Source organism: Prevotella conceptionensis 9403948, assembly GCF_000312305.1.
GTDB lineage: Bacteria > Bacteroidota > Bacteroidia > Bacteroidales > Bacteroidaceae > Prevotella > Prevotella conceptionensis.
This window is the reverse complement of record NZ_HE999445.1, coordinates 350243-375165: the sequence shown is the minus strand read 5'-3', so window position 1 is coordinate 375165 and position 24923 is coordinate 350243. Positions and strand designations below refer to the sequence as shown.

Below are 24923 nucleotides of genomic sequence, written 5' to 3'. Positions count from 1 at the left end.
TGTTCAGCCAGCCCTCGCTAGCCGAAGTGCCAGAGGTGTTGTTGTGGAGACAATACAGCAGCGCATTAAGCATAACACACGACGTGCCCATGCGTACGAAGGTGGGATGTAACGATGGATTTACGCGTGCCTTCACCCAGTCGTTCCTCATGGCCAACGGCAAACCCATCTATGCCGCAGGCTCTGGCTACCAAGGCGACAACACCTTGGATGCCGTCAAGAGCAACCGCGACGAGCGTTTGCAACTTTTCGTTTGGGGAGAGAGCAACAAGGTAGACACCGACCCCGCTGCGGGCAAGCCCCGAAAACTGTATGCCGCACCTGGCGACACACTGAGTTACATCACCACATCGGTGGTTGAAACGCGTTGCATAACAGGCTACCAACCCAGAAAGTACTACACCTACGACTATGCGCAAAGCATGAACGACGAGTTGCGAGGTACTAATGCTTGTCCCATCTTCCGCACAGCCGAGGCTATGCTCAACTATATGGAGGCGTGCTACGAACTAACTGGTGCACTCGATGCCACAGCACAAGGCTATTGGAAAGCACTCAGGAAACGCGCAGGTGTTGACGTCGACTACCAAGCAACCATCGACGCTACTGATTTGAGTCAGGAAGGCGACTGGTCGGTTTACTCTGGCGCAACGCCCGTTTCAACCACTTTGTACAACATCAGGCGCGAACGCATGAACGAACTCTTCAGCGAAGGACTTCGTTATCAAGACCTGATACGCTGGCGTTCGTTCGACAAGATGCTCACAACGAAGTGGATTCCCGAAGGGGCCAACTTCTGGGACGAAATGTACAAGAGCTATCTTGACAAGAAAGGAAACGCACCCAAGGCCGACGGAACGGCAGACGCGGTGGTGTCTTCCAAAGATTTGAGCAAGTATTTGCGTCCGTACAGCCGCTCCATGCAGGCTAGCAACGAACTAAAAGACGGCTACAAATGGCACGAGGCCTATTACCTCGCCCCCATTGGTGTGGGCGACTTGCAAACGGCATCGCCCGATCGCAGCGTGGCCAACAGCAACATGTACCAGAACGTGAACTGGCCAACTACTGCTGGTTCGCACGCTGAAAAGTAGTGAGTGGTTCGAGGTGGTGAGTTTCTAAAGTTATTTAGGCTTTAAGTTGGTAAGTTAGGAAGACAGCCAAACACCAACACTTAAAATACTACGAACGTTTTCGTTAAGCCAAATGAACAATGTTGAGCTTGCTCGAACATGGTCATGGCGAGAAAACGCATTTTTCGGGGAACGAGAAAAGAACTTATAAGCTCAACAACTCACTACCTCAATCACCTCATAAGCTCAAAGCAGCACCTTGCTGGCAAAATGAAACAAAGCGCCATTCGATGGACAACAATGATTTGTTGCCTATCGAATGGCGCTTTGTTCGTTTCTCTAACTCCTACGTTTCGTTGATTAAGCTGTCCGTCGTTTGCAGTGAGACAGCCTTTCTCACCTTGATTTCCTACGCCCGAGAGAACACACCTTTACCGTTTCTTATGCCTATTGGCGCGTTGTTCGCGATACTTAGCCTTTTGTTTGGCCGAACCGCTGCCATGCGCGCCCGTGATGTATTTCTTCTTCTTGGCCTTGGTTTTCACCTTATCCTCCTTCTTGTCGCCGCCAGAAGAGCCCTTGCGGAAAGTCATTCCGCCACCAGAGATTATCTCGTCGATGTCCATGTGCAAAATGTTTTGGGGATTAATGGTGGAAAAGCCTTACGCCCGTAAAGGCCATAGCGATGTTGTACTTGTCGCAGGTGGCCACAACATGGTCGTCGCGAACAGAGCCGCCAGCCTGCGCAATAAAGTCTACTCCGCTTTTATGGGCACGTTCGATGTTGTCGCCGAAGGGGAAAAAAGCGTCGCTACCCAAGCAAACGCCGCGGTTTTGGGCTATCCATTGGCGTTTCTCTTGCAGCGTAAGGGGTTCGGGCTTGCTTTTGAAGAACTGTTGCCACGTACCGTCTGCCAAAACGTCTTCGCTCTCATCGCCGATGTAAAGGTCGATGGTGTTATCGCGGTCGGCACGCTTAATGTTGTCGACAAAGGGCAAATTCATCACCTTGGGATGTTGGCGCAGCCACCACGTATCTGCCTTGCTGCCTGCCAAACGCGTGCAATGTATGCGACTTTGCTGACCTGCACCAATGCCGATGGCTTGCCCGTCCTTAACGTAACACACCGAATTGCTTTGTGTATATTTAAGGGTGATAAGCGCAATGATGAGGTCGCGAAGGGCCTCCGGCGTAAAATGTTTGTTCCGTGTGGGGATGTTCTCAAACAATTTCGGGTCGTCTAACTTTATGTCGTTACGTCGCTGCTCGAAGGTTATGCCGAACACTTGTTTCCGTTCAAGCGGTTCGGGTGTGTAGGCAGGGTCTATCTGCAACACGTTGTACGTGCCCTTCCGCTTTTCTTTCAGTATGGCCAACGCCTCTGGCGTATAGTCGGGAGCGATTACGCCATCCGAAACTTCGGGTTTGATGAGCAAAGCCGTCGACTCATCGCATGTGTCGCTCAGCGCGATAAAGTCGCCAAAGCTACTCATTCGGTCGGCTCCGCGCGCCCTAGCGTATGCGCATGCCAAGGGCGAGAGCGGCATTTGTGCATCGTTTACAAAGTAAATGCGTTTCAGCGTGTCGGTAAGCGGCAGGCCAACGGCTGCTCCGGCAGGCGACACGTGTTTGAAACTGGCCGCGGCAGGCAGTCCGATGGCCGCTTTCAGTTCCTTCACTAGCTGCCAACTGTTAAGCGCATCAAGGAAATTGATGTATCCGGGGCGGCCGCTTAACACCTTAATGGGCAAGTTGCCGTCGGCCATAAAGATGCGCGACGGCTTTTGGTTGGGGTTGCAACCATACTTCAAGGCAAGTTCTTTCATCTCTTTGTTGGGTTTAATTGCCTTGCAAAGATAACAAAAAATAATGTGAAATGCTGGATGTACGGGCAGGTAATTGCCTAATAACGTGTGCGCTGCGCCACACTTTCAAGTGGCCAACGCCCCAAGTTACGTCTTTCAAGGTACATAAAAGTGCGAGAACATCCTATTGAAACGCCCCAATGTTCTAGTTGAAATGCCTGAAAAGCAGGAAGGCCCAAACACATAACTCCCACGCCACAAACGCGGCGAACACGCGCTTGCGACTTAAAACTTGCTGTACTTGCGCATAAATCTGTTGCGCAAAAGGCTTTCGGCACAACCAACCGACCACAACACTGAGCGTAAAAACCAAGGCCGCAGGCGCAACAAGCAACACGTTGGGATTGGAAACCACGGCTTGCCACGGCTCGCCATGCAGCAAATGCACCAATCCACGCGTTGTTCCGCAGGCTGGACATGGCACACCTGTTACTGAACGTAGCGGACAGACAACCAAACCCATCGGCCAAACCACGTTCAACAACAGCCAAGCCACACCTATTATATATAATAAGGTGAGGATTTTAAATTCTTTCCTTGCCGCCAACGGTTAGATGATGTTCATCAGCTTTTGCAGATTCTGCTGGCGTGTCGCATCCATGATAAGGAACAGGTCGATAAGCGTCCATACGCCCAACCCACCGCAAGTAAGTAGCTTTGCAATACCAATGCCAATCTGCTCTAAATAAAAACGGTCTGCGCCAAACTGCCCAAGCAATATCGAGAGAATGATTGAAGTGATGGGGTCCTTAAACTGCGTGCAAGACAAAGCAGCAACTTGTGAGTCGTCTATATGTTCGAAAATCTCGCGCACCTGTGGCAAACTAGTTTCCGGGAAGTACTTGCCATAGGTTGCAAGCATAATGTTCACGTCTCTTTCCATAGTTATAAATGTGATGTGTTGCTGCAAAGTTACACATTTTTTATTACAAAAAAGGTTTCTCATTCCGTTTTTAAGTTTATTGTTCTAGATTTTTTTATCAGAATGTTTGTTGAGCATTGGGTTAGTAAAAGGCATCTTATCCTTTAATGTTTCCACGAACAGCGGGGTGTTTGTTGTCTTCGTGGTGGCATCACAAGGTAAGCACTCCTCCCATATACGAAGTGCAGGGCAAATCAACTCACCATCCTATAAACTCACGAAAACCACAACTCCCGAAGACATCCATTCATCAATTTACAATCCCAACAACGCATAACCTATCAACGTTTTCGTTAAGCCGAACGAACGATGTCGAGCTTGCTCGAACATTGTCATGGTGAGAAAACGCACTTTTCGAGGAACGAGAAAGAACTAGAAAACTCATTAGCGCACCAACTCATCAACTCAAAAACTTAAATACTTTATTTTTATTTTACAACGATACGTCATTTTTCACTCCGTTCTAGCGAAAATCGGGGTTAAAAAGTAGGTAAAACACTACTATTTCTTGCTTTTCACTTCTCCCAACGTGTCTGTTTTTAAGAAAAAACCTGCATTTTGCACGCTTTTGCCTTTCCAGAATGGTTGCCAACACATCATTTTTCAGGTCCAATTACCCGCTTTTAGACCCTAAAATCCCACTTTTCAACCACTATTTTGCCCCTTTCAGCCATGTATTTCATAATTCTAAAAGGTTTTGTTTATACTATTGCAGCGCATTTTTATGCGTTTTGCCTTGCATTTAGCACCATTTTACCTTGCATTTAGCACCAAAACGCACTACGTTTAGCACCAAAACGCACTGCGTTTAGCACCAAAATACACTGCGTTTAGCGCCAAAATGCACTGCATTCTGCCGCAAAAAGCCCAAAAACGAGTGTTAGTGGCGGTCAGCTTAAATAAAAATTCATTTTGCCTGCATGCACAACTACCCCCTTTCTGCATCAAAACAAACCTCCGCGAGAATTGATTTTTTGCGACAAGGTGAGCGATTGGTGGACAGAAAGGGTACTTGTTATGTTAAATTCTCTGCTGAAAACTAGACAAAAACAATTGTGCCGCATATACACATGTGGGTAATGCCACAGAAAGAATGTACGCTTACAACCAGCAGCGCAAGCAGTTGCAGAGCAGGCCACGCACGACCAACAAAGGCAGCATCATGCAAAGGCAGAGGCATGCTGCCATCTACAGCCGACTTTCAACTTGTAGAAAACACACGGAACGACTTCAACCAAAGCCCCTTGTTGATGCACAACCACGTTTTGCCACATACAAATGGTGCAGCAATTAGCCATCAGTGCTTTGGGGGCAACAGCCATTTACTTTCAACAATAAATGCGCAACGTAGCCATGCGCTTAAACCTAACAAACACACAAACTGCCCATGAGGGCCTACCTACCGGCGCATCAAACGCCGCCAAGATGCAGACTATCACAAGCTGTTTGCCCAATCAATTTGGTGTCTTTTATGGTTGCCAAGGCATGCGCGGCCTAAACCCAACCCACCCAGCTAAGGGCAGGTAAGCCCAAAGCCACACAAGCGCGTAAGCTTTAAACGCACAAGCCCATTAACGCACGTTCTCATTAAGCCAAATGAACAATGTCGAGAGTTTGCTCGAACATTGCCATGGCGAGGAAACGCACCTTTCGAGGAACGAGGGAAGAACGGTCTCGTTAAGCCAAATGAACAATGTCGAGAGCTTGCTCGAACATTGTCATGGCGAGAAAACGCACTTTTCGAGGAACGAAAAAAGAACGTTTGGCATGGCACCTATACCAGTTGGTCATAATACAAGGTGTTGTTTGCCCACCCAAATTCCAAGTGCTGAGTGCGTGATGCTTGCAAAACTACTCGTGGTTGTATGGATTGGAGCAATGCTATGGTGCTGTGTCAAATCGTAACCGTTTGTCTTTGCAGGCCTGACAGTTTGTAAGCTTATTGCCTGTTCCTGTCGTAATCATGTCGGTCGAAACTCCATCTAGTCTTAAAACGGATAACCCCATGTCGGAATCCTCGTTCGGCATGAAACGATGACAAATAAAAGAAAAAACACTTTTTTTGTAAAATAAAGTTGCTTTTGTTTCGTTAGCTGTGATATAATAAGTACATTTGCAAAATAAACCTTCTAAACAAGAATATGTATGGCACAATTATCTGACAGACTTAATCGGCTATCGCCTTCGGCAACACTCGCTATGTCGCAAAAAAGTAGCGAAATGAAAGCTCAGGGTATCGACGTGATCAACCTGAGTGTGGGAGAGCCGGACTTTAATACACCCGACCACATCAAGGATGCGGCCAAAAAGGCTGTGGACGAGAACTATTCAAGATACTCGCCCGTACCTGGTTATCCCGAACTGAGAAAGGCTATAGTAACTAAGTTGCAGAAGGAGAACGATTTGGAATATGGTCTTAACGAGGTGATGGTGTCTAACGGGGCTAAACAATGCGTGTGCAACGCGGTGATGGCCTTGGTGAACAACGGCGATGAAGTGATTGTACCTGCACCATACTGGGTGAGCTATCCGCAAATGGTAAAGCTTGCCGGAGGTACACCTGTGTATGTGAACGCCGGTTTTGAGCAGAACTTCAAGATGACGCCACAACAGTTGGAGGCCGCCATCACGCCTAAGACGAAGATGCTTATCTTGTGTTCGCCCAGCAACCCAACAGGTAGCGTATATTCTAAAGAGGAGTTGAAGGCTTTGGCAGAAGTGATACGTAGGCACGACGACCTCTATGTGCTGGCCGATGAGATTTACGAACATATTAACTATGTGGGACGCCACGAAAGCATCGCCCAGTTCGACGGCATGAAAGAAAGGTGCATCATCGTTAATGGCGTTTCAAAGGCTTATGCCATGACGGGATGGCGCATTGGCTACATGGCCGCGCCCGAGTGGATAATAAAAGGATGCAATAAGCTGCAAGGACAATATACTAGCGGCCCATGCTCGGTGAGCCAAAAGGCGGCTGAGGCTGCTTACACGCTCGACCAAGGTTGTGTGGAGGACATGCGCTTGGCTTTTGAACGGCGTAGAAACCTCGTTGTGAAACTGGCAAAGGAGATAGAGGGCCTCGAAGTGAATGTTCCCGAAGGCGCGTTCTACCTCTTCCCCAAGTGTAGCAGCCTCTTTGGTAAGCATACCGATGGCTATGTGATAAACAACGCTACCGACTTGGCCATGTATCTGCTGGAAGTGGGCCATGTGGCAACCGTTTCGGGCGACGCGTTCGGCGATCCGGAGTGTATTCGGCTTAGCTATGCCACAAGCGACGACAATCTTCGCGAGGCAATGAGGCGAATTAAAGAAACGTTAGCAAGACTTGTATAATATTGAGAATTGTGACAAAAAGCCGTTTTTTTCCTTTATAATGGTGCGTTTATGCTATTTAGCAGACTTGTTAGTAACTTTTCGTCGTTAAAACTTCTTAATTGTATTTCATTTTATACATTAATGAGTATCTTTGCGTGACCATTAAGGACAAAAGCCCAACAACAAATCAGCATTTGGACGAACGTCTATACTATAAGGAACAAAATAAACTTAAATATTTATTAACAACTAAAATTTAAAAAATTCAATTATGGCAACACAGAAAACAGCCAGCCCTGCTAAAAAGTCTCAGGGCTTTCAAGGAATTAGAGCAGCATTTTGGGTAATCGTTTGCTGCTTCATCATCGCTGCATGCTTCTTCAAGTTCTACTTGGGTAGCCCGGCTCACTTCCAAGGTGGAGATAACGAAGGACACCCACTCGACATTTGGGGAACGATATACAAGGGCGGTCTTGTGGTTCCTGTAATCCAGACTTTGTTGCTCACCGTGCTCGCACTCTCTGTTGAGCGTTGGTTGGCCTTGCGCACTGCATTCGGAACGGGTTCGCTCACCAAGTTCGTAGCTAACATCAAAGCAGCCCTTAATGCCAAGGACTTCAACCGCGCACAACAACTTTGCGACAAGCAAAAGGGTTCGGTAGCCAATGTTGTTTCGGCTTCGCTACACGCTTACAAGACAATGGAGACCGTTAGCGGCATTAAGCTTTCGCAGAAGATTGCTAAGATACAGCAAGCTCACGAAGAGGCTACGCAACTCGAAATGCCCACCTTGCAGATGAACCTTCCCATCTTGGCAACCCTCGTAACGCTGGGTACGCTTACCGGTCTTCTCGGTACGGTAACGGGTATGATCAAGTCGTTCCAGGCTCTGGCTGCCGGTGGCGGTGGAGACTCGCTGGCTCTGTCTGCTGGTATTTCTGAGGCTCTTATCAATACGGCCTTCGGTATTACCACTTCGTGGTTCGCTGTTATCTCTTATGGTTTCTTTACCAACAAGATCGATAAGTTGACCTACGCACTCGATGAGGTTGGTTATTCTATCGCTCAGACCTACGAAGCCAACCACGCAGACGAAGCTTAATTTTTTGCTAACCCTTTAAAATTTTATCACTATGGGTAAAGTAAAAATTAAGAAGAAATCCACTTGGATCGACATGACCCCGATGAGCGACGTCATGGTGCTCCTTCTAACGTTCTTCATGTTGACGTCTACTTTCGTCAAGAACGAACCCGTGAAGGTGGTTACCCCTGGCTCGGTGTCGGAGATTAAAGTGCCCGAGAAGAGTGTGCTGAATATCCTTGTCGATAAGACGGGCAAGATATTCATGAGTATGGACAACCAAAACGACACGCAGGCCGTACTCGAAGGCATGAGCGAGCTTTATGGAATGAAGTTCACACCGCAACAGGTGAACAAGTTCAAGAAAGACGCCATGTGGGGGGTTCCTATGAACTCTATCCAACAATATCTCTCGCAATCGGAAACCGAAATGGCTCAAACACTCAAGAACTATGGCATTCCTACCGACAGTATCGACGGTAAGGAAAGCGAGTTCCAACTTTGGGTGAAAGAGGCACGTAAGGTTAATCCCGACGTGAAACTAGCTATTAAGGCCGACGAGAAAACGCCCTATGCCTTGGTGAAGAAGGTGATGTCCGAACTCCAAGACTTGAGCGAAAACCGTTACTATCTCATTACATCGTATAAAAAGGTGGAGGATTAAAGAATGGCAGAATTAGTTGAACAAGGAAAAGGCGGCGGAAAACAAAAGAAAAAAGACGTCCGCGTCGACTTCACCCCTATGGTGGACATGATGATGCTTCTTATCACGTTCTTCATGCTCTGTACCTCTTTGGCTAAGCCGCAGACGATGGAATTGAGTATGCCTAGTAACGATAAGAATATCCAAGACGATGATAAGACCGTGACCAAAGCCTCGCAGACGATCACAATCTACGTGGCCGGTAACGATAAGATTTATCACGTGGATGGTTTGCCTAACTACAACGACCCCTCTACAATGAAGGAAACGACATGGGGGGCCAAGGGCATCCGTGACGTATTGATCAACCATGAAACGGAAGACGGTACGGTGCCTGTAAGGAAAATCATGCTTGCCAAACAGCAACTGGATAAGAAGAAACTTGAAAACCCCAAGTTCACACAAGCCGAGTACGACAAGGAATTGTCTAAACTCAAAAGCGGTGAAGTGGATGGACAGAAAATACCAACGCTGACCATCATCATCAAAGCTACCGACAAGGCTTCTTATAAGAACTTGGTGGATGTTCTCGACGAAATGCAAATTTGCAGTATAGGTAAATACGTTATCGACAAAATCAATCCCCAAGACAGCGAACTGCTGAAAAAGAAGGGTATTGAATAAGTCGGTGGCATGTTAATTATTAATAAGAAAGGAGAAAACTATGTCAAAGATTGATTTGGTTGACGGCGACTGGGTAGACCTCGTGTTTGAAGGCAAAAACCAAGCGTATGGTGCGTATAAGCTCCGTAAGGGAACCACCAAGCGCAACATCCTCGCCATGATCTCTATCCTTGCTGCTGCAGTATTGGTGTTCTCGATTGTTGCCATCAAAAGCGTAATCGAGGCTAGCCGAGGAAAGGTTGACGCCACTCAGGTTACGGAGATATCTGCTCTCAACCAGCCAAAGAAACAGGCTGAGGTGAAACAGAAACCCAAGGTTAATACCGAACCAGAGAAGGTTGTTGAGCGCGTGAAGAGTTCGGTGAAGTTCACCGCGCCCGTAATTAAGCGAGACGACCAGGTGAAACCTGAGGATGAAATTAAAACACAAGAAGAAATCATGTCTACCAAGACAGCTATCGGTGCTCTCGACGTGAAGGGTAACGATGATGCTGCTGGAGAGGTTCTCAAAATCAAGGAAGCTGTGGCACAGCCCGAACCCAAACCCGAGATTGAAACGAAGATCTTCGAGGTGGTTGAGCAGATGCCTCAATTCCCTGGTGGCGATGCCGCATTGATGAAATTCTTGTCGGACAACGTGAAGTACCCTGTCGTAGCACAGGAGAACGGCGTACAAGGACGTGTTGTTATCTCGTTCGTTGTGGAGCGCGACGGCTCTATCACCGACGTGAAGGTGGCTCGTTCGGTAGACCCCTCTCTAGACCGCGAGGCAGCTCGTGTTGTTAAGAGCATGCCCAACTGGATTCCAGGTAAGCAGAATGGTTCGGCTGTACGTGTTAAGTACAACGTTCCTGTTTCATTCAGACTGCAATAGCATTTTATGAGAAAAAGCATAACATCTTACACAATTGTAGGATTAGCACTGTGTAGCCTTGTTCTTGCCGCTTGTGGAGAAAGCAAGCGCAAGAACGGCCGCACGGACACATATTCGTCAGGGGTGATTAGTTTCGCCTCTGACGAAAGTTTTAGTCCCATCATCGACGAGGAACGCGAGGTGTTCCACGCTGTCTATCCTCAAGCTACGGTCAATCCCATTTACACAACCGAGGGCGAGGGCATCACACTTTTGCTTAAAGACAGCGTTAGCCTTGTAATCACCAGTCGTGATTTCAAAAAGAAAGAGTACCAGAGCCTTTACGATAAGCAGTTCCGACCACAAACCATCAAGTTGGCTTACGACGGGTTGGCGCTCATCGTAAACAAGAACAATGTCGACACTTGCATTTCTGTTAAGGACATCGCACGTGTGCTTCGCGGCGAGGCGAAGAATTGGAGCGACATCTTCCCCGGTTCAAAGCGGGGCACCATCACGGTGGTTTTCGACAATAAGCGGTCTAGCACCGTACACTTCGCCGAAGACTCCATACTTGGCGGAAAACCCATCACCAACCCCAATGTCGTTGCAACGAACAAAACGGCCGACGTGGTGGACTATGTTGAGAAGACTCCGAATGCCATCGGCATTATCGGCAGCAACTGGCTCAACGACAAACGAGATAGCACCAATCTCACTTTCAACAAGAATATTCGTGTAATGTCGGTAAGTAGAAAAGACAAAGGCACACCTGCCAACAGTTGGAAACCTTACCAATATTATATATATAACGGTAATTATCCATTGATACGAACCATCTACGCCCTCCTCAACGACCCTTATCATGGGCTACCTTGGGGATTTGCGCAGTTTATGGCATCGCCCAAAGGGCAGCTTATCATCCTTAAATCAGGACTGTTGCCTGTGCAAGGTAACATAACCATAAGGGATGTTAATGTTAATCAATAGATAAAACAATTGGAGCCTTCTGTCGTCTAAGAAGGTATAGGCATGCTTGCGGCAGGTTGCGAACTTGCCGTAACGCATCCCTTACGTTGAACTTTCTCATGTTGCTCGCAACGTAGGCACAGGAGTAGAACAACGAACAACTGACAAATGCGCAAGCACTGACGCAAGGCATGCGCTAGCTGTCAGCTCAGAAAGTAACGAACGCAAACAGTAAAGCGTTTTGCAGAACACGCTAAGAGTATTATAAGAACGTAGGATTATGAAAACAGTTAAATATCTTTTACTAGGTGCGTTGGTGGTAGGTATCAGCGCGCCGCTCATGGCGCAAGACAATAAGTCTACCATCGACGCCATCTCTAAGGTAATTATCGCCAACCCCGCTGCGGCAAAAGACCAAGTTAAAGAAGTGTTCAAAAAGAACAAGAAGAACGCCGAGGTGTTGGCTGGTATTGGACGCGCCTATTTCGAGGCCAAGGATACGGCAAATGCCAAGCAGTATGCCAACCTGGCTATCAAGGCCAACAAGAACTACGGTCAGGGTTACATCCTCTTGGGCGACATCGAGGTGTTGAAGGATGATGGCGGTGCCGCTGCTGCATGGTACCAACAAGCCATTTATTTCGACCCAAAGAACCCCGAAGGATACTTCAAGTATGCCAACATCTACCGCGGACGTAGTCCCGAAGAAGCTGTGGCAAAGCTTAACGATTTGCGTGCACAACGTCCCGACGTGGCCGTTGATGCTTTAGCCGGCCGTATTCTCTATGCCTCTAACCGCATGGAGCAGAGCTTGCAATATTACGATAAGGTAACCGACAAGAGCAAACTCGAAGATGTGGACATTACCAACTACGCTACCGAGGCGTGGATGCTGCAAAAGCGTGATAAGAGTTTGGAAATGGCTCTGTACGGACTTTCGCGCAACCCACGTAAGGCCGCTTGGAACCGACTTGCTTTCTATAACCTTACCGACATGGAGCGCACCGCCGAGGCTTTGAAGTATGCCGATGCACTTTTCAACGCCTCTGACAGTTCTAAGTTCACGGGTTTCGACTACACCTATTATGGTACGGCTCTGAAGAACGACAAACAGTACGACAAGGCTATCGAGATGTTTAACAAGGCGATGGAAGAGAACAAGGGCAACGAAGAGTTGGTTAATAGTAACCGCAAGGCTCTTTCCGACCTCTATCTATCAAAAGAAGATTTTGATAAGGCCACCGCTTATTATGAGGAGTATCTCAAACATGCCCCCAAGACTACGGCTAGCGACATGGCAGGATTGGCTACCATCTACATGAATTTGGCTGCAAAGCAGACGGGCGACCAGCAGAAAGCTTCGTTTAAGAAGGCCGATGATGTTTATGCGCGTCTGGGCGAGAAGTTCCCTGCCAACATCGACTTCGCCAACTTTATGCGTGCTCGCATCAATTCCAATCTCGACCCCGAGACCAAAGAAGGTCTTGCCAAGCCTTTCTACGAGGCTATCGTAAACTCTTTGGCTACCAAAACCGACCGCGACAAGGCCGACAATGCCCGCTTGACTGAGGCTTATCGCTACCTGGGTTATTATTACCTTGTGAAGAACGATAAGGCAACGGCTGACGGATATTGGAAGAAGGTGTTGGAGATTGACCCTGAAAACGAAGCGGCTAAGCAAGCTTTGGGCGTTAAGTAAGTATTTATCAACAACTGAGTAGCAAATAGGTTGGTTCTAAAGTGCTCAAGCGTAAGAAGTGAAATAATACTTACGCAGAAGTGTTCGATTTCTAGAACAAACCTATAGCCAAACTTATAAGTAATCATTGGGGTGTGTCACATTTGTGTGGCTCACCCCTTTTCCGTTTTATCCTTTTACTTTTAGGAGTTATGGAGTTAAGGAGTTAAGCCAAATGCTTGGTTGCAGAGTGGACGATAATCCTTGCCAACTCGTTAACTTGTCAACTCGTTAACTAACATCCTAGTTAAAGGAGTTAAGCCAAATGCTTTCTAGTAGGAGTTATGGAGTTAAGGAGTTAAGCCAAATGCTTGGTTGCAGAGTGGACGATAATCCTTGTCCATTCGTTAACTTGTCAACTCGTTAACTAACATCCTAGTTAAGGAGTTAAGTCAAATGTTTTTTTGTGAGTAGTTAAGGAGTTAAGGAGTTAAGCCAAATGCTTTTTTAATGAGTAGCAAAGGAGTAAGTGGGCAATGAAGTTAAGCCAAGTGCATCGGTGGCGTTAGCCATTTTTTCACCCTTTCACCCTTTCACCCTTTCACCTTTTCACCTTTTCACCTTTTACTAAGATTTTTCCTCTTTAATATTGTTTCATATTTCATTTTTTTGTAACTTTGTTGCGACGCCATAAACGTTTAATCCATTAAGCAAAAGCAAGCTTTTGCGTTGATTGTCAATGTAATCTGCCCACCAACATATACGCCAATGAAATCAAGATGCAGCATATTAGTCCTTTCTCTGTTTGCTTGTGCGCTTTCGTACGCACAAGATAAGGCCAATACAAGCGACAGTTTGTCTATCGACTCGCTTTATCGCGAACTACCCGAACTGGTTGTGAAAGGCGAACGCCCCACTGTTAAACTTGAAAGGGGCAAGCTAGTGTATAATATGCAGCTGCTTTTAGAGAAACTCCCTGCCGACAACGCCTACGATGCCATCACCAACATACCAGGCATTAGTGCAGCCGACGGCACCCTAAGCTTGGTGGGCGCAAACGTAACACTCATTATCGACGGAAAGGCCAGCTCCCTAAGCCAAGCCCAAGCCATAGCAAAGCTTAAAAACATGCCTGCCTCGCGACTGTCCAAAGCCGAAGTAATGCTTTCGGCTCCGGCACAATACCATGTTCGCGGAGCTGCAATCAACATCATAACCAACGACTACGGCGGGCAGCACCACACTTCGGGGCAGCTGCAAGCCACGCTCAACAAGTCGAAATATGCACGGGGCTATGGGCAAGGCAACTTGTTGTATGCCAATGGACGCTTTACACTCGACTTGAATTATACCTTTACTGGCGGTAAAGGATATGCAGAGGCAGAACACTATGCCCAACATCCGCTGAACGGAACGCGCGTGGCTTACAGCGACAAGACAAGCAACACTAGCACCGGAACATCCCACGACATCGGTGTTGACCTAGGCTATCGCTTTGCTGAACACCACACGGTTGAATTGGCCTATATTTCAAACGCTAACTTCATTGACAGCAAGAACACTACAACGGGCAGCAGCGTATCTGCACAAAGCAGCGAGGGACATAATCTGCTGCACAACATCGGCCTATATTACACCCTGCCTTTCGGACTGCGACTTAGCGGAACGTACACCTATTATAGTTCGCCGCGCAACCAATCTCTCAATGGACAATTGGGCGCAGATAGGAGAGTGGTGGCTGCAAAGAGCGACCAAACCATCCGAAAATGGCTATTCACGGCCGACCAAGTACACACCTTAGGGCACGGATGGCAGTTAAATTATGGTCTTGAGTGGCAAACCGCAAACAACAAAAGCTATCAAACCACACTCAACGATGCTGGCATCGTGCTGCCCGAGGCCACCAGCGAGGTGAACATCGACGAGCAACGCTTTAATGGCTACATCGGATTTAGCAAGCAGTTGGGCAAAGGGCTCAGCCTAGAAACAACCCTGGCCGTAGAGAATTACCATACGCCGCAATGGAACGATTGGCGCATTTTTCCAACCTTCAACGCCGCATGGCAAGTAAACAGCCACCACACGCTGAACCTGTCGTTCAGCTCTAACGCCACTTACCCAAGCTATTGGAGCACGATGAGCCATATTTTCTACTCCTCTGCCTATTCTGAGATATGGGGGAACCCCTTGTTAAGGCCCTCCAAAAACTTCGACACGTCGCTGTCTTGGCTCATCAAAGGCCGTTACACCCTTGTGGCATTTGCCCATATCTGCAACGATTACGCTATACAATTGCCCTATCAGCTTAGCAATCGCATGGCGGTGGTGATGCAGGATGTTAACTTCAACCACCGCAACATCTTTGGCTTGCAGGCAATGGCGCGTTTTTCGGCAGGCTCATGGCTCAACGGCAACGTTTATGTTACAGGCATGTTCATCAGCGATAAGAACAACCACTTCTTCGATTTGCCTTTCAATCGCCAACGTTTCTCCATGCGGGCGGGAGGCAATGTGTCGGCTCTGTTGAGCAAAAAAACTAATGTGCGCTTTTCCGTTAGTCCCACGTTCCAGTCCCGCGCCATTCAAGGGGTGTACGACATCAATGGCATGTTTTCCTTAAATGCCTCCATGCGGTGGGCATCTGCAAATGGAAAATGGAATGCAGTGTTGTCGGGGTATAACCTAACCAATCGCCGAATGGTCACACATTCGGGCTATGGCAACCAAGATTTTGGCTTGCGGGTGGTGCAAGATTGGACAACCCTTGCGCTCAGCGTTATTTATAAGTTCGGCAACTACAAGGCCAAAACGAAGAAAGAAGTTGATACTTCTAGGATGAGAAAGTAAGTAGCCGCCTGCCCCGCGCATTCTCTCACGAGTTAATGCTCCCTACATTCCTGCTCCGTGCGAATAGAGTAGGGGGTAGGGTTGTTCTTTTACCAATTATAGTCAAACAGAATTGCTTTTGGAAAAATGTTGGTAGAAGAACGCAAGGCGTGCGTAGCATGGCATCAACACAACCCGCACACAGAGGAGAATGAGAACTTTTGTTTGCTTACGATGCAGTTGTGGCTTTCTAAATCCATTTCTCCATAAACAACCTTTTCATCGTCTTAACATTTAATGTAGTTCCTCTGCATCATACGTTGTTAGTCTGTATGCTGTCTATGTAGCATTGGCATGCAGCCTTCTAATATCCTTGCGCGGGTACGTATGCCACACCCACGCAAGGAATTGTTTCGTTTTTATACATACGGCGCCATATATCTCACTTTACTTCTTGGGGCCAATATGTATCAAACGTGTTGGCTTTACTTCTCACTCGATGTCGTTCGTTCGGGTATATAGAAATGTTTCCAAGACACATCCTTCACTTTTGCATCAAGACACTTACGTACAATGGCCTCCATCCAAGCAGGACCAGCATGGCTGACAGAATCCCAAAAGGCACTTGACTCCCAGTGAACGTCTAAGATTATGCGTATGATATAAACCTCCTTATCCTTCATCGCTTGTTGAACGGGCTTGTTAAAGAGAGATAGACCATAGATATAGGTTTTGCCCTTATATTCTGCCCACGGGCTGGTTTCCTCTGGCCCAATGTTCCTTATCTTAAAGGCACTGCCCCTAATAACATCAAATAGCTTTTTGGCAGGTTGCCCAACAAATTCACTTCTTCGTGCATCTAGGGTAGGCAAGAAAGCTTCGAGCATCCTATTTTCTCTTTCGCGTTCAGCATCCGTCTGAGTGTTTTGGGCGTACATGGTGATGCCAAAGCATAGCAACACCATCAATATAAATAACCTTTTCATCGTCTTAACATTTAATGTAGTTCCTCTGCATCATACGTTGTAAGTCTGCATGCTGTCTATATAGCAATGGCATGCAAACCTTCTAATGCCCTTGCGCGGGTACGTATGCCGCACCCACGCAAGGTATTGTTTCGTTTTTATACATACGGCGCCATATATCTCACTTTACTTTTTTGGGCCAATATGTATCAAAGGGTTAGCCTTACTTTTCACTAGCTGTCTTTCGTTCGGGTATATAGAAGTGTTCCCAAGACATATCCTTCACTTTTGCATCAAGACATTTACGGATAATGGCCTCCATCCATGCAGGCCCAGCAGGTCTGACAGAATCCCAAAAGACACTAGAATCCCAACGAACGTCTAAGATTATGCGTATGATGTAAACCTCCTTATCCTTCATCGCTTGTTGAGCGGGCTTGTTAAAGAGAGATAGACCATAGATATAGGTTTTGCCCTTATATTCTGCCCAAGGGCTCGTTTCCTCTGTCCCTACGTTCCTTATTTTAAAGGCACTGCCCCTAATAACATCAAATAGCTTTTTGGCTGGCCGGCCAACAAATTCGCTCTTTCTTGCATCTAATGTTGGTAAGAAAGCTTCGAGCATCTTACTTTCCCTTTCGCGTTCGGCATCCGTCTGGGTGTTTTGCGCGTACATGGTGATGCCAAAGCATAGCAACACCATCAATATAAACAACTTCTTCATTGTCTTAACATTTAATGGGTTTGTAACTAACCTTCTCCGAACCGTATGTGGTATAGTCGGGCTTATCTGTTATATGGCATTTCACGATACTGATTCCACCATCAAAGTGATTAATGATTGTGCTTAATCTAGCAATGGCAGTTTCATCGCTTGATTTAAAGCTATTAATACTTCTATATTGGTTCAGTATTTTACCGCATTTTCCATTCGGTTTAAAATCATTATTATCTGCCACTTCGTTCTCAATCTCCTTGAACATGGCTGCCGCTTTCTGCCTATCGTTGATAATCAATGCGTAATAGGTGTTCTCGTCTATGAAAACAAATGAACCACGCATGTTGGTACACTCTGCGCTCGCTGCTGCCGCACAAAGGTTTAATAAATCTTTTGCTGATGGAGGAGTAAGATTGGGGTGGTTGTGGAGCGTATACTTGGTGCGAGGACCATAATGATATGGTGCTCTGTCTACAAGTCCCCCTCCTTCAGGCTCCAACATGTAATGGCGGTTCTCGTCGTACACTTCAATAGCACAAGCATGCTCCACATTACCATGTTCTTTAACAAGCTTTTTAAATTGGGAGAAGTCGATGTAGTTATGTTTCGCCCCTTTATAGGGTTTCAGTGAGAACAAACTGTCCAACATTTCCTTCATGGAGCTCTTAGCCTCATTGGAGTAAGGCAGCGAGTCGCATTCTTCTGGAATTTTGCTCTGGGGAATTATTCTTGAGGCATAGTTGTCTGCATAAAGCCCATCGTAAGGTTTGGGGTTATATTCACCTGTGCTCCCGCCTGTTCCATGGCTCCATCCAAGACGGTAAGTGCCATATACCTGATAAGTGACCTGTATAAACATATTAACCCTATGTGCCGCAGCCACTTGATGGAGCATGCTGCTATAGTCCATGGCAAAGACTCTTGGGTCTGAGCATTTGCGATATAACACTTCGCAATCAATGGCAACAACTATTTTATTTTCGTACCATTCTTTTTCCACTTTGCAATAGTAGGGTGGTATCTCTGAACGCCACAATGCTTCTTTTGCCCATTCTTCCATTGTGTTGTGCCCAACACCATGGCAGTCCCAATCTAGTGGACCAGTGTAGCTCGATGTATAGCTTAACTTAAACACAGCCTTTGCCCCCTCGGTGTAGGGATTTTCATACCTTGTTCTTGGCAACTGTTCCTGCGTTAATGGCATCATGCTGTCTTTAAGGAACTCGTACGCTTTAAGGCTATCGTCTACTTGCAATCCCTTATCAGATAAGATAGTAAAATCATTAGAATAGAGGAAACGCTGCGTTATTGGGATGTCGTTGTTGAGCGTTTCGGCATTAACCACTTGTGGGCTTTTAAGTTTGTTGTTCAGTTCAACGCGCTCGTCATCCAGCTGTGTAAAACCGACAGGATAATACAAAGCACCGCTTACCGTCCCTGTTCCTTCATTGCCAAAAGGCACAATAAACACCATGCCGTGCATCGAACTGTTGCACAAGCGAATGTCCTCGAAGTATACCTGCTTGCCTTTTGTCAAGCTTTGAAACCCAGGGTGCTGGTCGGTCGAGGCGTTTAATGCGTCAATAAACCGTTGGGCCTCTCTGTTTGTCACCTCATCTGGCAACGACAACCCCACATCGTTTTCTAATTGGTTGCAGGCGCAAGCCAACAAGACGCATAACCAAATCATTGGCGAAACAAAGTTCGTCTTCTTTACGTTTCGTGTCATCATAACTGTTTCATTTAGATTTCATGTTATTGTTAGTGAGATATATTTTATTAACTTATGCTCCAATGCACGCCTTTAAAGAATGTTTTAATCATGAGAAGTACAAGCTGTTACTCCTTATTATAGATGTAGCTTAATCGCAGGGAGAAGTCTCTTGCAATAAAACAATTGATGATTAGTACCGCTGTACAAGCCTGAGATTGACTAACAAGCTACTTATGTCTGCAAATTTAAGAAAAATATCGGTTCGTTCTACAAATACACCTATGTTTCTTAACATAAAAAGAAAGGCCATGCCCATACCCCCTTATGAGTATAGCATGACCTTTAAGCTTGTATTTCGCAACTTGCAAATAGCCAAGTTGCAATATAAAAAGGTGTGAACGAATCTAAGAAACCCTACATCTTCGTAACAATACCACCCTCGGTTGCCTCGATAAACTGCACGAGATTGCGTATTTCGGGACCGTCGGGCACTTGCTCTTTCACCTGCAACACCGAGTCGAACACGCTTGTTTGCCCGTGGAACACCAGTCGGTAGGCGTTAGCAATGTGCTTAATGGTTTTGGGGTCTACGCCGTCGGCTTTCAACATCACGGTGTTTACGCCACCATAGGCCAGCGGTTTGCCGCCAAGGATGATGTAAGGGGGCACGTCTTTCGAGAAAGTTGTGCCTGCTTGTATCATGGCGCGGTCGCCAACACGCGTCTTGGCGTTCTCGATAACGCCCGTAGAGAATATCACGCCGTTGCCAATTACGCAGTCGCCGGCAATCTTTGTGCCGTAGCCGAACACGCAATCGTTGCCTACCTGCGTGTCATGCGAAATGTGCGAGCCTTCCATCAAGAAGTTGTGATTGCCGATAACGGTTTTGTAACCCTCGTGCGTAGCGCGGTTGATAACCACGTTTTCGCGGATGGTGTTGTCGTTGCCGATGATGAGGAACGACCTTTCGCCCACGAAATTGAAGTCTTGGGGCAACGCTCCCAACACCGAACATTGATAAACACTGTTTCCACTGCCCATGCGTGTGCCGTTAAGTATGCTTACGAAGGGGTGGATAACGCAGTTGTCGCCTATCTCCACATCGTCTTCTATGTAGACGAAGGGGTAAATTTTGCAGTTGTCGCCTATCTTGGCGCGTGGCGACACCTCTGCTCTTGAACTTATATCGCTTGACATCTGTATGAGTTTTAATTAGTTAACGAGTGGACAAGTTGATGAGTGGACAAGTCAATAAATTAACTTGCATCCCGCTACCTCACACTCCTACTTTCCACCTCCCAACGCCATGTAGAGGTTTACAACCGCTTGCATCTTATAAAAGTCGTCTTGAACCTTCGAGAGTTCCACTTTCAGCAAGGTTTGTTGGGCGGTAATCACTTCGAGATAGCTACCTCTGCTCTCGGTGAGTAGCATCTTAGTATCTTCCACATTCTGACGGAGCGTAACGATTTGCTTGGCCTCTATGTCGCTCTTTTCGGCCGATGCGTTGTACAACACCAAGGCGTTGCTCACCTCGTTGCCTGCACTTAACACCATCTGTTGCCAAGTGTTGTAGGCACGTTCGTATTGTATCTTGGCCACTTTAAGGCCCGCGATAAGCTGTCCGCGCTGGAAAATGGGCTGCGTTAAGCTACCCACAGCCGAGAGCAACAGCTTGGCCGGGTTGGTTATACCCATGCCGCCGCTGTTGGTATAGCCGCCTTGCGCACTCAATGTGAGCGTTGGATAGAAACGGCTGCGGGCTGTTTGCACATTGTAGAAACACTGTGCCAAGCTCATTTCGGCAGCATGAACGTCGGGACGGTTGTTAAGCATCTGCAAAGAGATGCCCGTTGAGAAGTTGGTTGGCAGACTCTGACCATCGAATTTGCCGCGGGCAATGGTGCGCGCCGACTGTCCGAGGAGCAGCGAGAGGGCGTTTTCGGCCTCGCGCAGCTGACGTTTCAGCCCCACCTTTTGTGCCTGAACCGAGTAGTAATTGCTCTCGGCACTCTGCACACCCGTAGAACGAACGTTGCCATATTCCTTTTGCAGTTTCATGGTTTCCCATGTATCCTTGGCCAATACCTCCATTTCGTCTATCAGTTCCAGCTCCTTATCGAGCATCAACAGCGTGTAATAGAGGTTGGCTACGTTGGAAATAAGCCTTGTACGAGCGGCAAGTTGATAGTCTTTCATGCCTATCAAGGCCATTTGCGAACTGCGCTTGGCCGAGAGAAGTGTGCCGAAGAGGTCGATGGTCCAACTGGCCGACACGGGCAACGAGTAGGTTTTCACGGCCGCATGGCCGTCCCACGAGCTGATAGTTCCCTGCGGAGTGAAGGCAAACGAGGGCAAGAAAGACAGCTGTGCCGACTTTAATTGCGCCTCGGCCATCTTTACATTGAGGGCCGCATTCAGCAAGTCGTAGTTGTTTTCAAGTGCCGTGGCGATGTGAGACTGCAACTGCGGGTCGGTAAACACGCTACGCCAGGGCAGGTTTCCAAAGCTAGCCGTATCGCTAACGGCCAGCGTGTCGGTATCTGAAAGGGGCGAGCGAACCACGCCTGCGGCCTTAACCGCAGGGCGTTCGTACTTGCCATAGAGGCTCTTGCAGCCCGTTAGGGCTAGGGCTGCAAGTGCCAGGAGGATGAAATTCTTTATCTTCATTGTTTTGCTTTCACGTCTTTTTCTATCGCCATTTGGCGTGCATACTGTTTCAACTCGTTCTTTACCTCGCGGTTTTCTTCGTCGCCAAACTCCAAGGGTGTGAACTTCTCTTGCAAGTATTGGAAGATAACGAAGAGCGCGGGCACAACAAATATCTGCAACATCATACCGATGAGCATACCGCCAACGGCAGCCGCACCAAGCGTTTGGTTTCCGTTTTTGCCTACACCGCTGGCAAACATCATAGGCAAAAGACCGATAACCATAGCTAAACCGGTCATCAAGATGGGTCGCAAACGCGATGCCGCACCCAAAATGGCACTGTACTTAATGGCCATACCCGTGCGCCGGCGTTCCAAAGCAAACTCAACGATAAGGATAGCATTCTTTGCCAATAGGCCAATGAGCATGATAAGCGCAATCTGCATGTAGATGTCGTTCTGATGTCCGAAGAGTTGCGTAAAGATAAACGCGCCCGCCAAGCCGAAGGGCAACGAAAGAATTACCGACAAAGGCAACAGATAACTTTCGTATTGAGCTGAGAGGATGAGGTAAACGAATACCAAACAAAGGGCAAAGATAAGCGCAGTGGTGTTGCTTTGCTCGTGTTCCGAACGCGTCAGACCTGAGAAGTCGTAGCCATAACCCGTTGGCAGGTTCTGTGCAGCCACCTCTTCAATGGCCTTGATAACCTCGCCCGAAGAATATCCGTCGGCAGGTGTTACGTTGACGTTGATGCTGGTGAAGAGGTTGAAACGCCGCACGTTAGATGGGCCATACACACGTGTCAGCGTGCAATACTCGCTTACGGGCACCATGCCTTGCGAAGTGCGCACGTAGATGTTGGTGATGTCGCTTGGTTTCATCCTACTGGCAACGTCGCCCTGAATCATTACGCGATATAGCTTACCAAAGCTGTTGAAGTTGGATGCGTACATGCCGCCATAGTAGCCTTGCAGCGTTGAGAGTACCACGCGCGGACTGATGCCGCTCTGCTTACACTTGGCTACATCCACGTCTACCAGATATTGTGGGTAGTTGGGGTTGTAGGTAGTCATGGCGTTCATCACCTCGGGCCGTTCATTCAGTGCTTTCAAATAGTCTTGTGTCACCTTAAAAAAGTGGTCCAAGCTGCCGCCCGTCTTGTCTTGCACGGTGAAAGTAACGCTGTTGGCGAGTCCGTAACCGGGAATCATCGGCGCACCGAAGGCTATAATTTGTGCGCCTTTGATGCTCGAAATCTGCTTATAGATGGTGCCAAGAATCATGTTAGAGCTGCGCACGTCTATAAAGAAACGCATAATGCCGTCGCCCTGCCACAAGCCCGAAAGCTTATAGAAGAACCCGCCCGTACGTTCTTCAAACGGTTTGAGTTTAAGTACGAATGTAGCTTGGTCGGAACCTTGGCCTGCAATGAAGTTATAGCCCGCAATTTGCTCGCGACTCTGTATCATGGGGTTGTTGGCCAGCATCTCATCCACTTGGTTAACCACCTCTTGCGTACGCTCTTGGCTTGTGGCCGGCGGCAACGAGATGGTAACAAAGAGCGTTCCCGTGTCTTCGTTAGGCACAAGTCCCGTTTTGGTTGTGCTCATAGTGAACACCAAAACCACAATACCCACCAACACGGCCACACCAGTAATAACGCGATGACCAATAATATTTTCAACACCCTTGCGGTATTTGCCCAACACCTTGTTGAAGGCCACATTAAAGCCAGCATGGAAACGGTCTACAAAACTTGTTTTCCGCCCATGTTCGCCCTCGGCATGGGGCTTCAAGAAGATGGCGCAAAGCGCAGGCGAAAGGGTAAGGGCGTTGATGGCCGAAATGATGATAGACACGGCCATCGTTACGCCAAACTCGCGATAGAAGGTTCCCGACGTGCCACTGATAAACGAAACGGGGATAAACACGCAGGCCATAACCAGCGTAATGGAGATAATGGCGCCCGAAATCTCGTTCATGGCGTCGATGGCGGCCACCTTCGAACTCTTATAGCCCATATCCAGCTTGGCGTGCACGGCCTCAACCACCACAATGGCATCGTCTACCACGATGGCAATGGCCAACAACAGGGCCGAGAGCGTTAGCAAGTTGATGGAGAAACCGAACATCCACAAGAAGAGGAACGTACCAATGAGCGACACGGGTACGGCGATAAGCGGGATGAGCGTTGAGCGGAAGTCTTGCAAGAAGACGTAAACCACGAAGAACACCAGCACAAAGGTGATAACAAGGGTCATTACCACCTCTTCTATTGCGGCGAAAAGGAATTCGGTAACGTCGTAGTTTATCTTATATTCAAGACCAGGGGGGAAGGTTTTGGATTGCTCTTCCAGCACCTTCTTCACGTCTTGGGCAATCTGTGTGGCGTTAGAGCCGGCAATCTGCTGCACCATACCCATCACCGAGGGGTAGCCGTTGTTCTTCATCGTCACAGAATAGCCCAGTGCGCCCAGCTCAATCTTGGCCACGTCTTTCAAGTAAAGCGTTTGGCCCTGGGTGTTGTTGCTGATGATGATGTTGCCGTATTCTTCGGGCGTTTTGAGCCTTCCCTTATAGCGCATCACGTATTCGAAGGCCACATTGCTCTGTTCGCCAAACGAACCTGGCGCGGCCTGAATGTTCTGTTCGGCAAGGGCAGCCGTTATGTCGCTAGGCATCAGCCCGTATTGTTTCATCTTGTCGGGCTGCAACCAGATGCGCATAGAATAGGTACCCGAACTAAACGACTGCACGTTACCCACACCCTGCACACGCTTAATGGCCGGTTGGATGTTGATTTCGTTGAAGTTGGTGATGAACTTCTCGTCGTAACGTCCGTCGGAAGACGTGATGGTGTACATCACAACGTTACTCGTCTGCCGTTTCGAGGTGGTAACACCCACCTGCGTAACCTCTGCGGGCAACAGTGCTTGTGCCTGCGACACGCGGTTT

19 protein-coding genes are annotated in these 24923 nt (G+C 47.7%); 9 read left to right on the top strand and 10 right to left on the bottom strand.

The window, feature by feature from the left end; all coding sequences use genetic code 11:
• Positions 1–1094: RagB/SusD family nutrient uptake outer membrane protein (locus BN93_RS05850; protein WP_044259922.1), on the top strand; the 1094-nt coding region annotated here is incomplete at its 5' end.
• Positions 1095–1504: 410 nt separating this feature from the next.
• Here the strand turns inward: BN93_RS05850 and BN93_RS05845 are convergent.
• The 4 genes from BN93_RS05845 to BN93_RS05830 form a co-directional block, all read right to left on the bottom strand.
• Entirely contained in the window at positions 1505–1699 is a 195-nt protein-coding gene (locus BN93_RS05845; RefSeq protein WP_019187411.1) for a hypothetical protein, read from the bottom strand.
• A 19-nt stretch (positions 1700–1718) separates the two neighbouring features.
• The gene (locus BN93_RS05840; RefSeq protein ID WP_019187410.1) at positions 1719–2900 is read right to left on the bottom strand and encodes a phosphoribosylaminoimidazolecarboxamide formyltransferase; all 1182 of its coding nucleotides are present in this window, start codon (positions 2898–2900) and stop codon (positions 1719–1721) included.
• 184 nt (positions 2901–3084) lie between these two features.
• Positions 3085–3486 (bottom strand): DUF2752 domain-containing protein, encoded by a 402-nt coding sequence (locus BN93_RS05835; protein WP_019187409.1) that lies wholly within the window; start codon positions 3484–3486, stop codon positions 3085–3087.
• Positions 3487–3489: 3 nt separating this feature from the next.
• Entirely contained in the window at positions 3490–3822 is a 333-nt protein-coding gene (locus BN93_RS05830; RefSeq protein WP_019187408.1) for a TM2 domain-containing protein, read from the bottom strand.
• Between the two features lie 2184 nt (positions 3823–6006).
• Here BN93_RS05830 and BN93_RS05815 point away from each other — a divergent pair.
• The 8 genes from BN93_RS05815 to BN93_RS05780 all read left to right on the top strand — a co-directional run bounded on the left by BN93_RS05815 (position 6007) and on the right by BN93_RS05780 (position 15937).
• Positions 6007–7200, top strand: a complete 1194-nt coding sequence (locus BN93_RS05815) for a pyridoxal phosphate-dependent aminotransferase (protein ID WP_019187404.1) — start codon at positions 6007–6009, stop codon at positions 7198–7200.
• Positions 7201–7453: 253 nt separating this feature from the next.
• Positions 7454–8284, top strand: coding sequence for a MotA/TolQ/ExbB proton channel family protein (locus BN93_RS05810; protein ID WP_019187403.1), 831 nt, complete (start codon positions 7454–7456; stop codon positions 8282–8284).
• A 31-nt stretch (positions 8285–8315) separates the two neighbouring features.
• Positions 8316–8927 (top strand): ExbD/TolR family protein, encoded by a 612-nt coding sequence (locus tag BN93_RS05805; protein ID WP_019187402.1) that lies wholly within the window; start codon positions 8316–8318, stop codon positions 8925–8927.
• A gap of 3 nt (positions 8928–8930) precedes the next feature.
• Positions 8931–9590: an ExbD/TolR family protein gene (locus tag BN93_RS05800; protein ID WP_019187401.1), complete on the top strand. Its 660-nt coding sequence runs from the start codon at positions 8931–8933 to the stop codon at positions 9588–9590.
• A gap of 40 nt (positions 9591–9630) precedes the next feature.
• Positions 9631–10464 (top strand): energy transducer TonB, encoded by an 834-nt coding sequence (locus tag BN93_RS05795; RefSeq protein WP_019187400.1) that lies wholly within the window; start codon positions 9631–9633, stop codon positions 10462–10464.
• Positions 10465–10470: 6 nt separating this feature from the next.
• A complete protein-coding gene (locus BN93_RS05790; protein WP_019187399.1) occupies positions 10471–11433 on the top strand; it encodes a PstS family phosphate ABC transporter substrate-binding protein in 963 nt (320 codons plus the stop codon).
• Between the two features lie 259 nt (positions 11434–11692).
• Positions 11693–13111, top strand: coding sequence for a tetratricopeptide repeat protein (locus tag BN93_RS05785; protein ID WP_019187398.1), 1419 nt, complete (start codon positions 11693–11695; stop codon positions 13109–13111).
• A gap of 747 nt (positions 13112–13858) precedes the next feature.
• Entirely contained in the window at positions 13859–15937 is a 2079-nt protein-coding gene (locus BN93_RS05780) for an outer membrane beta-barrel family protein (protein ID WP_019187397.1), read from the top strand.
• 464 nt (positions 15938–16401) lie between these two features.
• Here BN93_RS05780 and BN93_RS05775 read toward each other — a convergent pair whose 3' ends face one another.
• From BN93_RS05775 to BN93_RS05750, 6 genes are all read right to left on the bottom strand, one after another.
• Positions 16402–16902, bottom strand: a complete 501-nt coding sequence (locus BN93_RS05775) for a hypothetical protein (protein ID WP_157462694.1) — start codon at positions 16900–16902, stop codon at positions 16402–16404.
• A gap of 202 nt (positions 16903–17104) precedes the next feature.
• On the bottom strand, positions 17105–17605 hold the full coding sequence (locus BN93_RS05770) for a hypothetical protein (protein WP_019187395.1): 501 nt from the start codon (positions 17603–17605) through the stop codon (positions 17105–17107).
• Between the two features lie 4 nt (positions 17606–17609).
• Complete coding sequence (locus tag BN93_RS05765; RefSeq protein WP_157462692.1) at positions 17610–19331, bottom strand: hypothetical protein; 1722 nt, start codon at positions 19329–19331, stop codon at positions 17610–17612.
• 396 nt (positions 19332–19727) lie between these two features.
• Positions 19728–20510, bottom strand: a complete 783-nt coding sequence (lpxA, locus tag BN93_RS05760; RefSeq protein WP_019187392.1) for an acyl-ACP--UDP-N-acetylglucosamine O-acyltransferase — start codon at positions 20508–20510, stop codon at positions 19728–19730.
• 87 nt (positions 20511–20597) lie between these two features.
• Positions 20598–21983, bottom strand: a complete 1386-nt coding sequence (locus BN93_RS05755) for a TolC family protein (protein ID WP_009231776.1) — start codon at positions 21981–21983, stop codon at positions 20598–20600.
• Positions 21980–24923: efflux RND transporter permease subunit (locus BN93_RS05750; RefSeq protein WP_044260002.1), on the bottom strand; the 2944-nt coding region annotated here is incomplete at its 5' end. The genes BN93_RS05750 and BN93_RS05755, both read right to left, overlap by 4 nt.

Coding starts and splice junctions, on each gene's coding strand:
- BN93_RS05815 (WP_019187404.1), top strand. CDS start 6,007: ATGGCACAATTATCTGACAGACTTAATCGGCTATCGCCTTCGGCAACA.
- BN93_RS05770 (WP_019187395.1), bottom strand. CDS start 17,605: ATGAAGAAGTTGTTTATATTGATGGTGTTGCTATGCTTTGGCATCACC.
- BN93_RS05795 (WP_019187400.1), top strand. CDS start 9,631: ATGTCAAAGATTGATTTGGTTGACGGCGACTGGGTAGACCTCGTGTTT.
- BN93_RS05805 (WP_019187402.1), top strand. CDS start 8,316: ATGGGTAAAGTAAAAATTAAGAAGAAATCCACTTGGATCGACATGACC.
- BN93_RS05775 (WP_157462694.1), bottom strand. CDS start 16,902: ATGAAAAGGTTATTTATATTGATGGTGTTGCTATGCTTTGGCATCACC.
- BN93_RS05790 (WP_019187399.1), top strand. CDS start 10,471: ATGAGAAAAAGCATAACATCTTACACAATTGTAGGATTAGCACTGTGT.
- BN93_RS05840 (WP_019187410.1), bottom strand. CDS start 2,900: ATGAAAGAACTTGCCTTGAAGTATGGTTGCAACCCCAACCAAAAGCCG.
- BN93_RS05785 (WP_019187398.1), top strand. CDS start 11,693: ATGAAAACAGTTAAATATCTTTTACTAGGTGCGTTGGTGGTAGGTATC.
- BN93_RS05830 (WP_019187408.1), bottom strand. CDS start 3,822: ATGGAAAGAGACGTGAACATTATGCTTGCAACCTATGGCAAGTACTTC.
- BN93_RS05765 (WP_157462692.1), bottom strand. CDS start 19,331: ATGATGACACGAAACGTAAAGAAGACGAACTTTGTTTCGCCAATGATT.
- BN93_RS05810 (WP_019187403.1), top strand. CDS start 7,454: ATGGCAACACAGAAAACAGCCAGCCCTGCTAAAAAGTCTCAGGGCTTT.
- lpxA (WP_019187392.1), bottom strand. CDS start 20,510: ATGTCAAGCGATATAAGTTCAAGAGCAGAGGTGTCGCCACGCGCCAAG.
- BN93_RS05800 (WP_019187401.1), top strand. CDS start 8,931: ATGGCAGAATTAGTTGAACAAGGAAAAGGCGGCGGAAAACAAAAGAAA.
- BN93_RS05780 (WP_019187397.1), top strand. CDS start 13,859: ATGAAATCAAGATGCAGCATATTAGTCCTTTCTCTGTTTGCTTGTGCG.
- BN93_RS05755 (WP_009231776.1), bottom strand. CDS start 21,983: ATGAAGATAAAGAATTTCATCCTCCTGGCACTTGCAGCCCTAGCCCTA.
- BN93_RS05845 (WP_019187411.1), bottom strand. CDS start 1,699: ATGGACATCGACGAGATAATCTCTGGTGGCGGAATGACTTTCCGCAAG.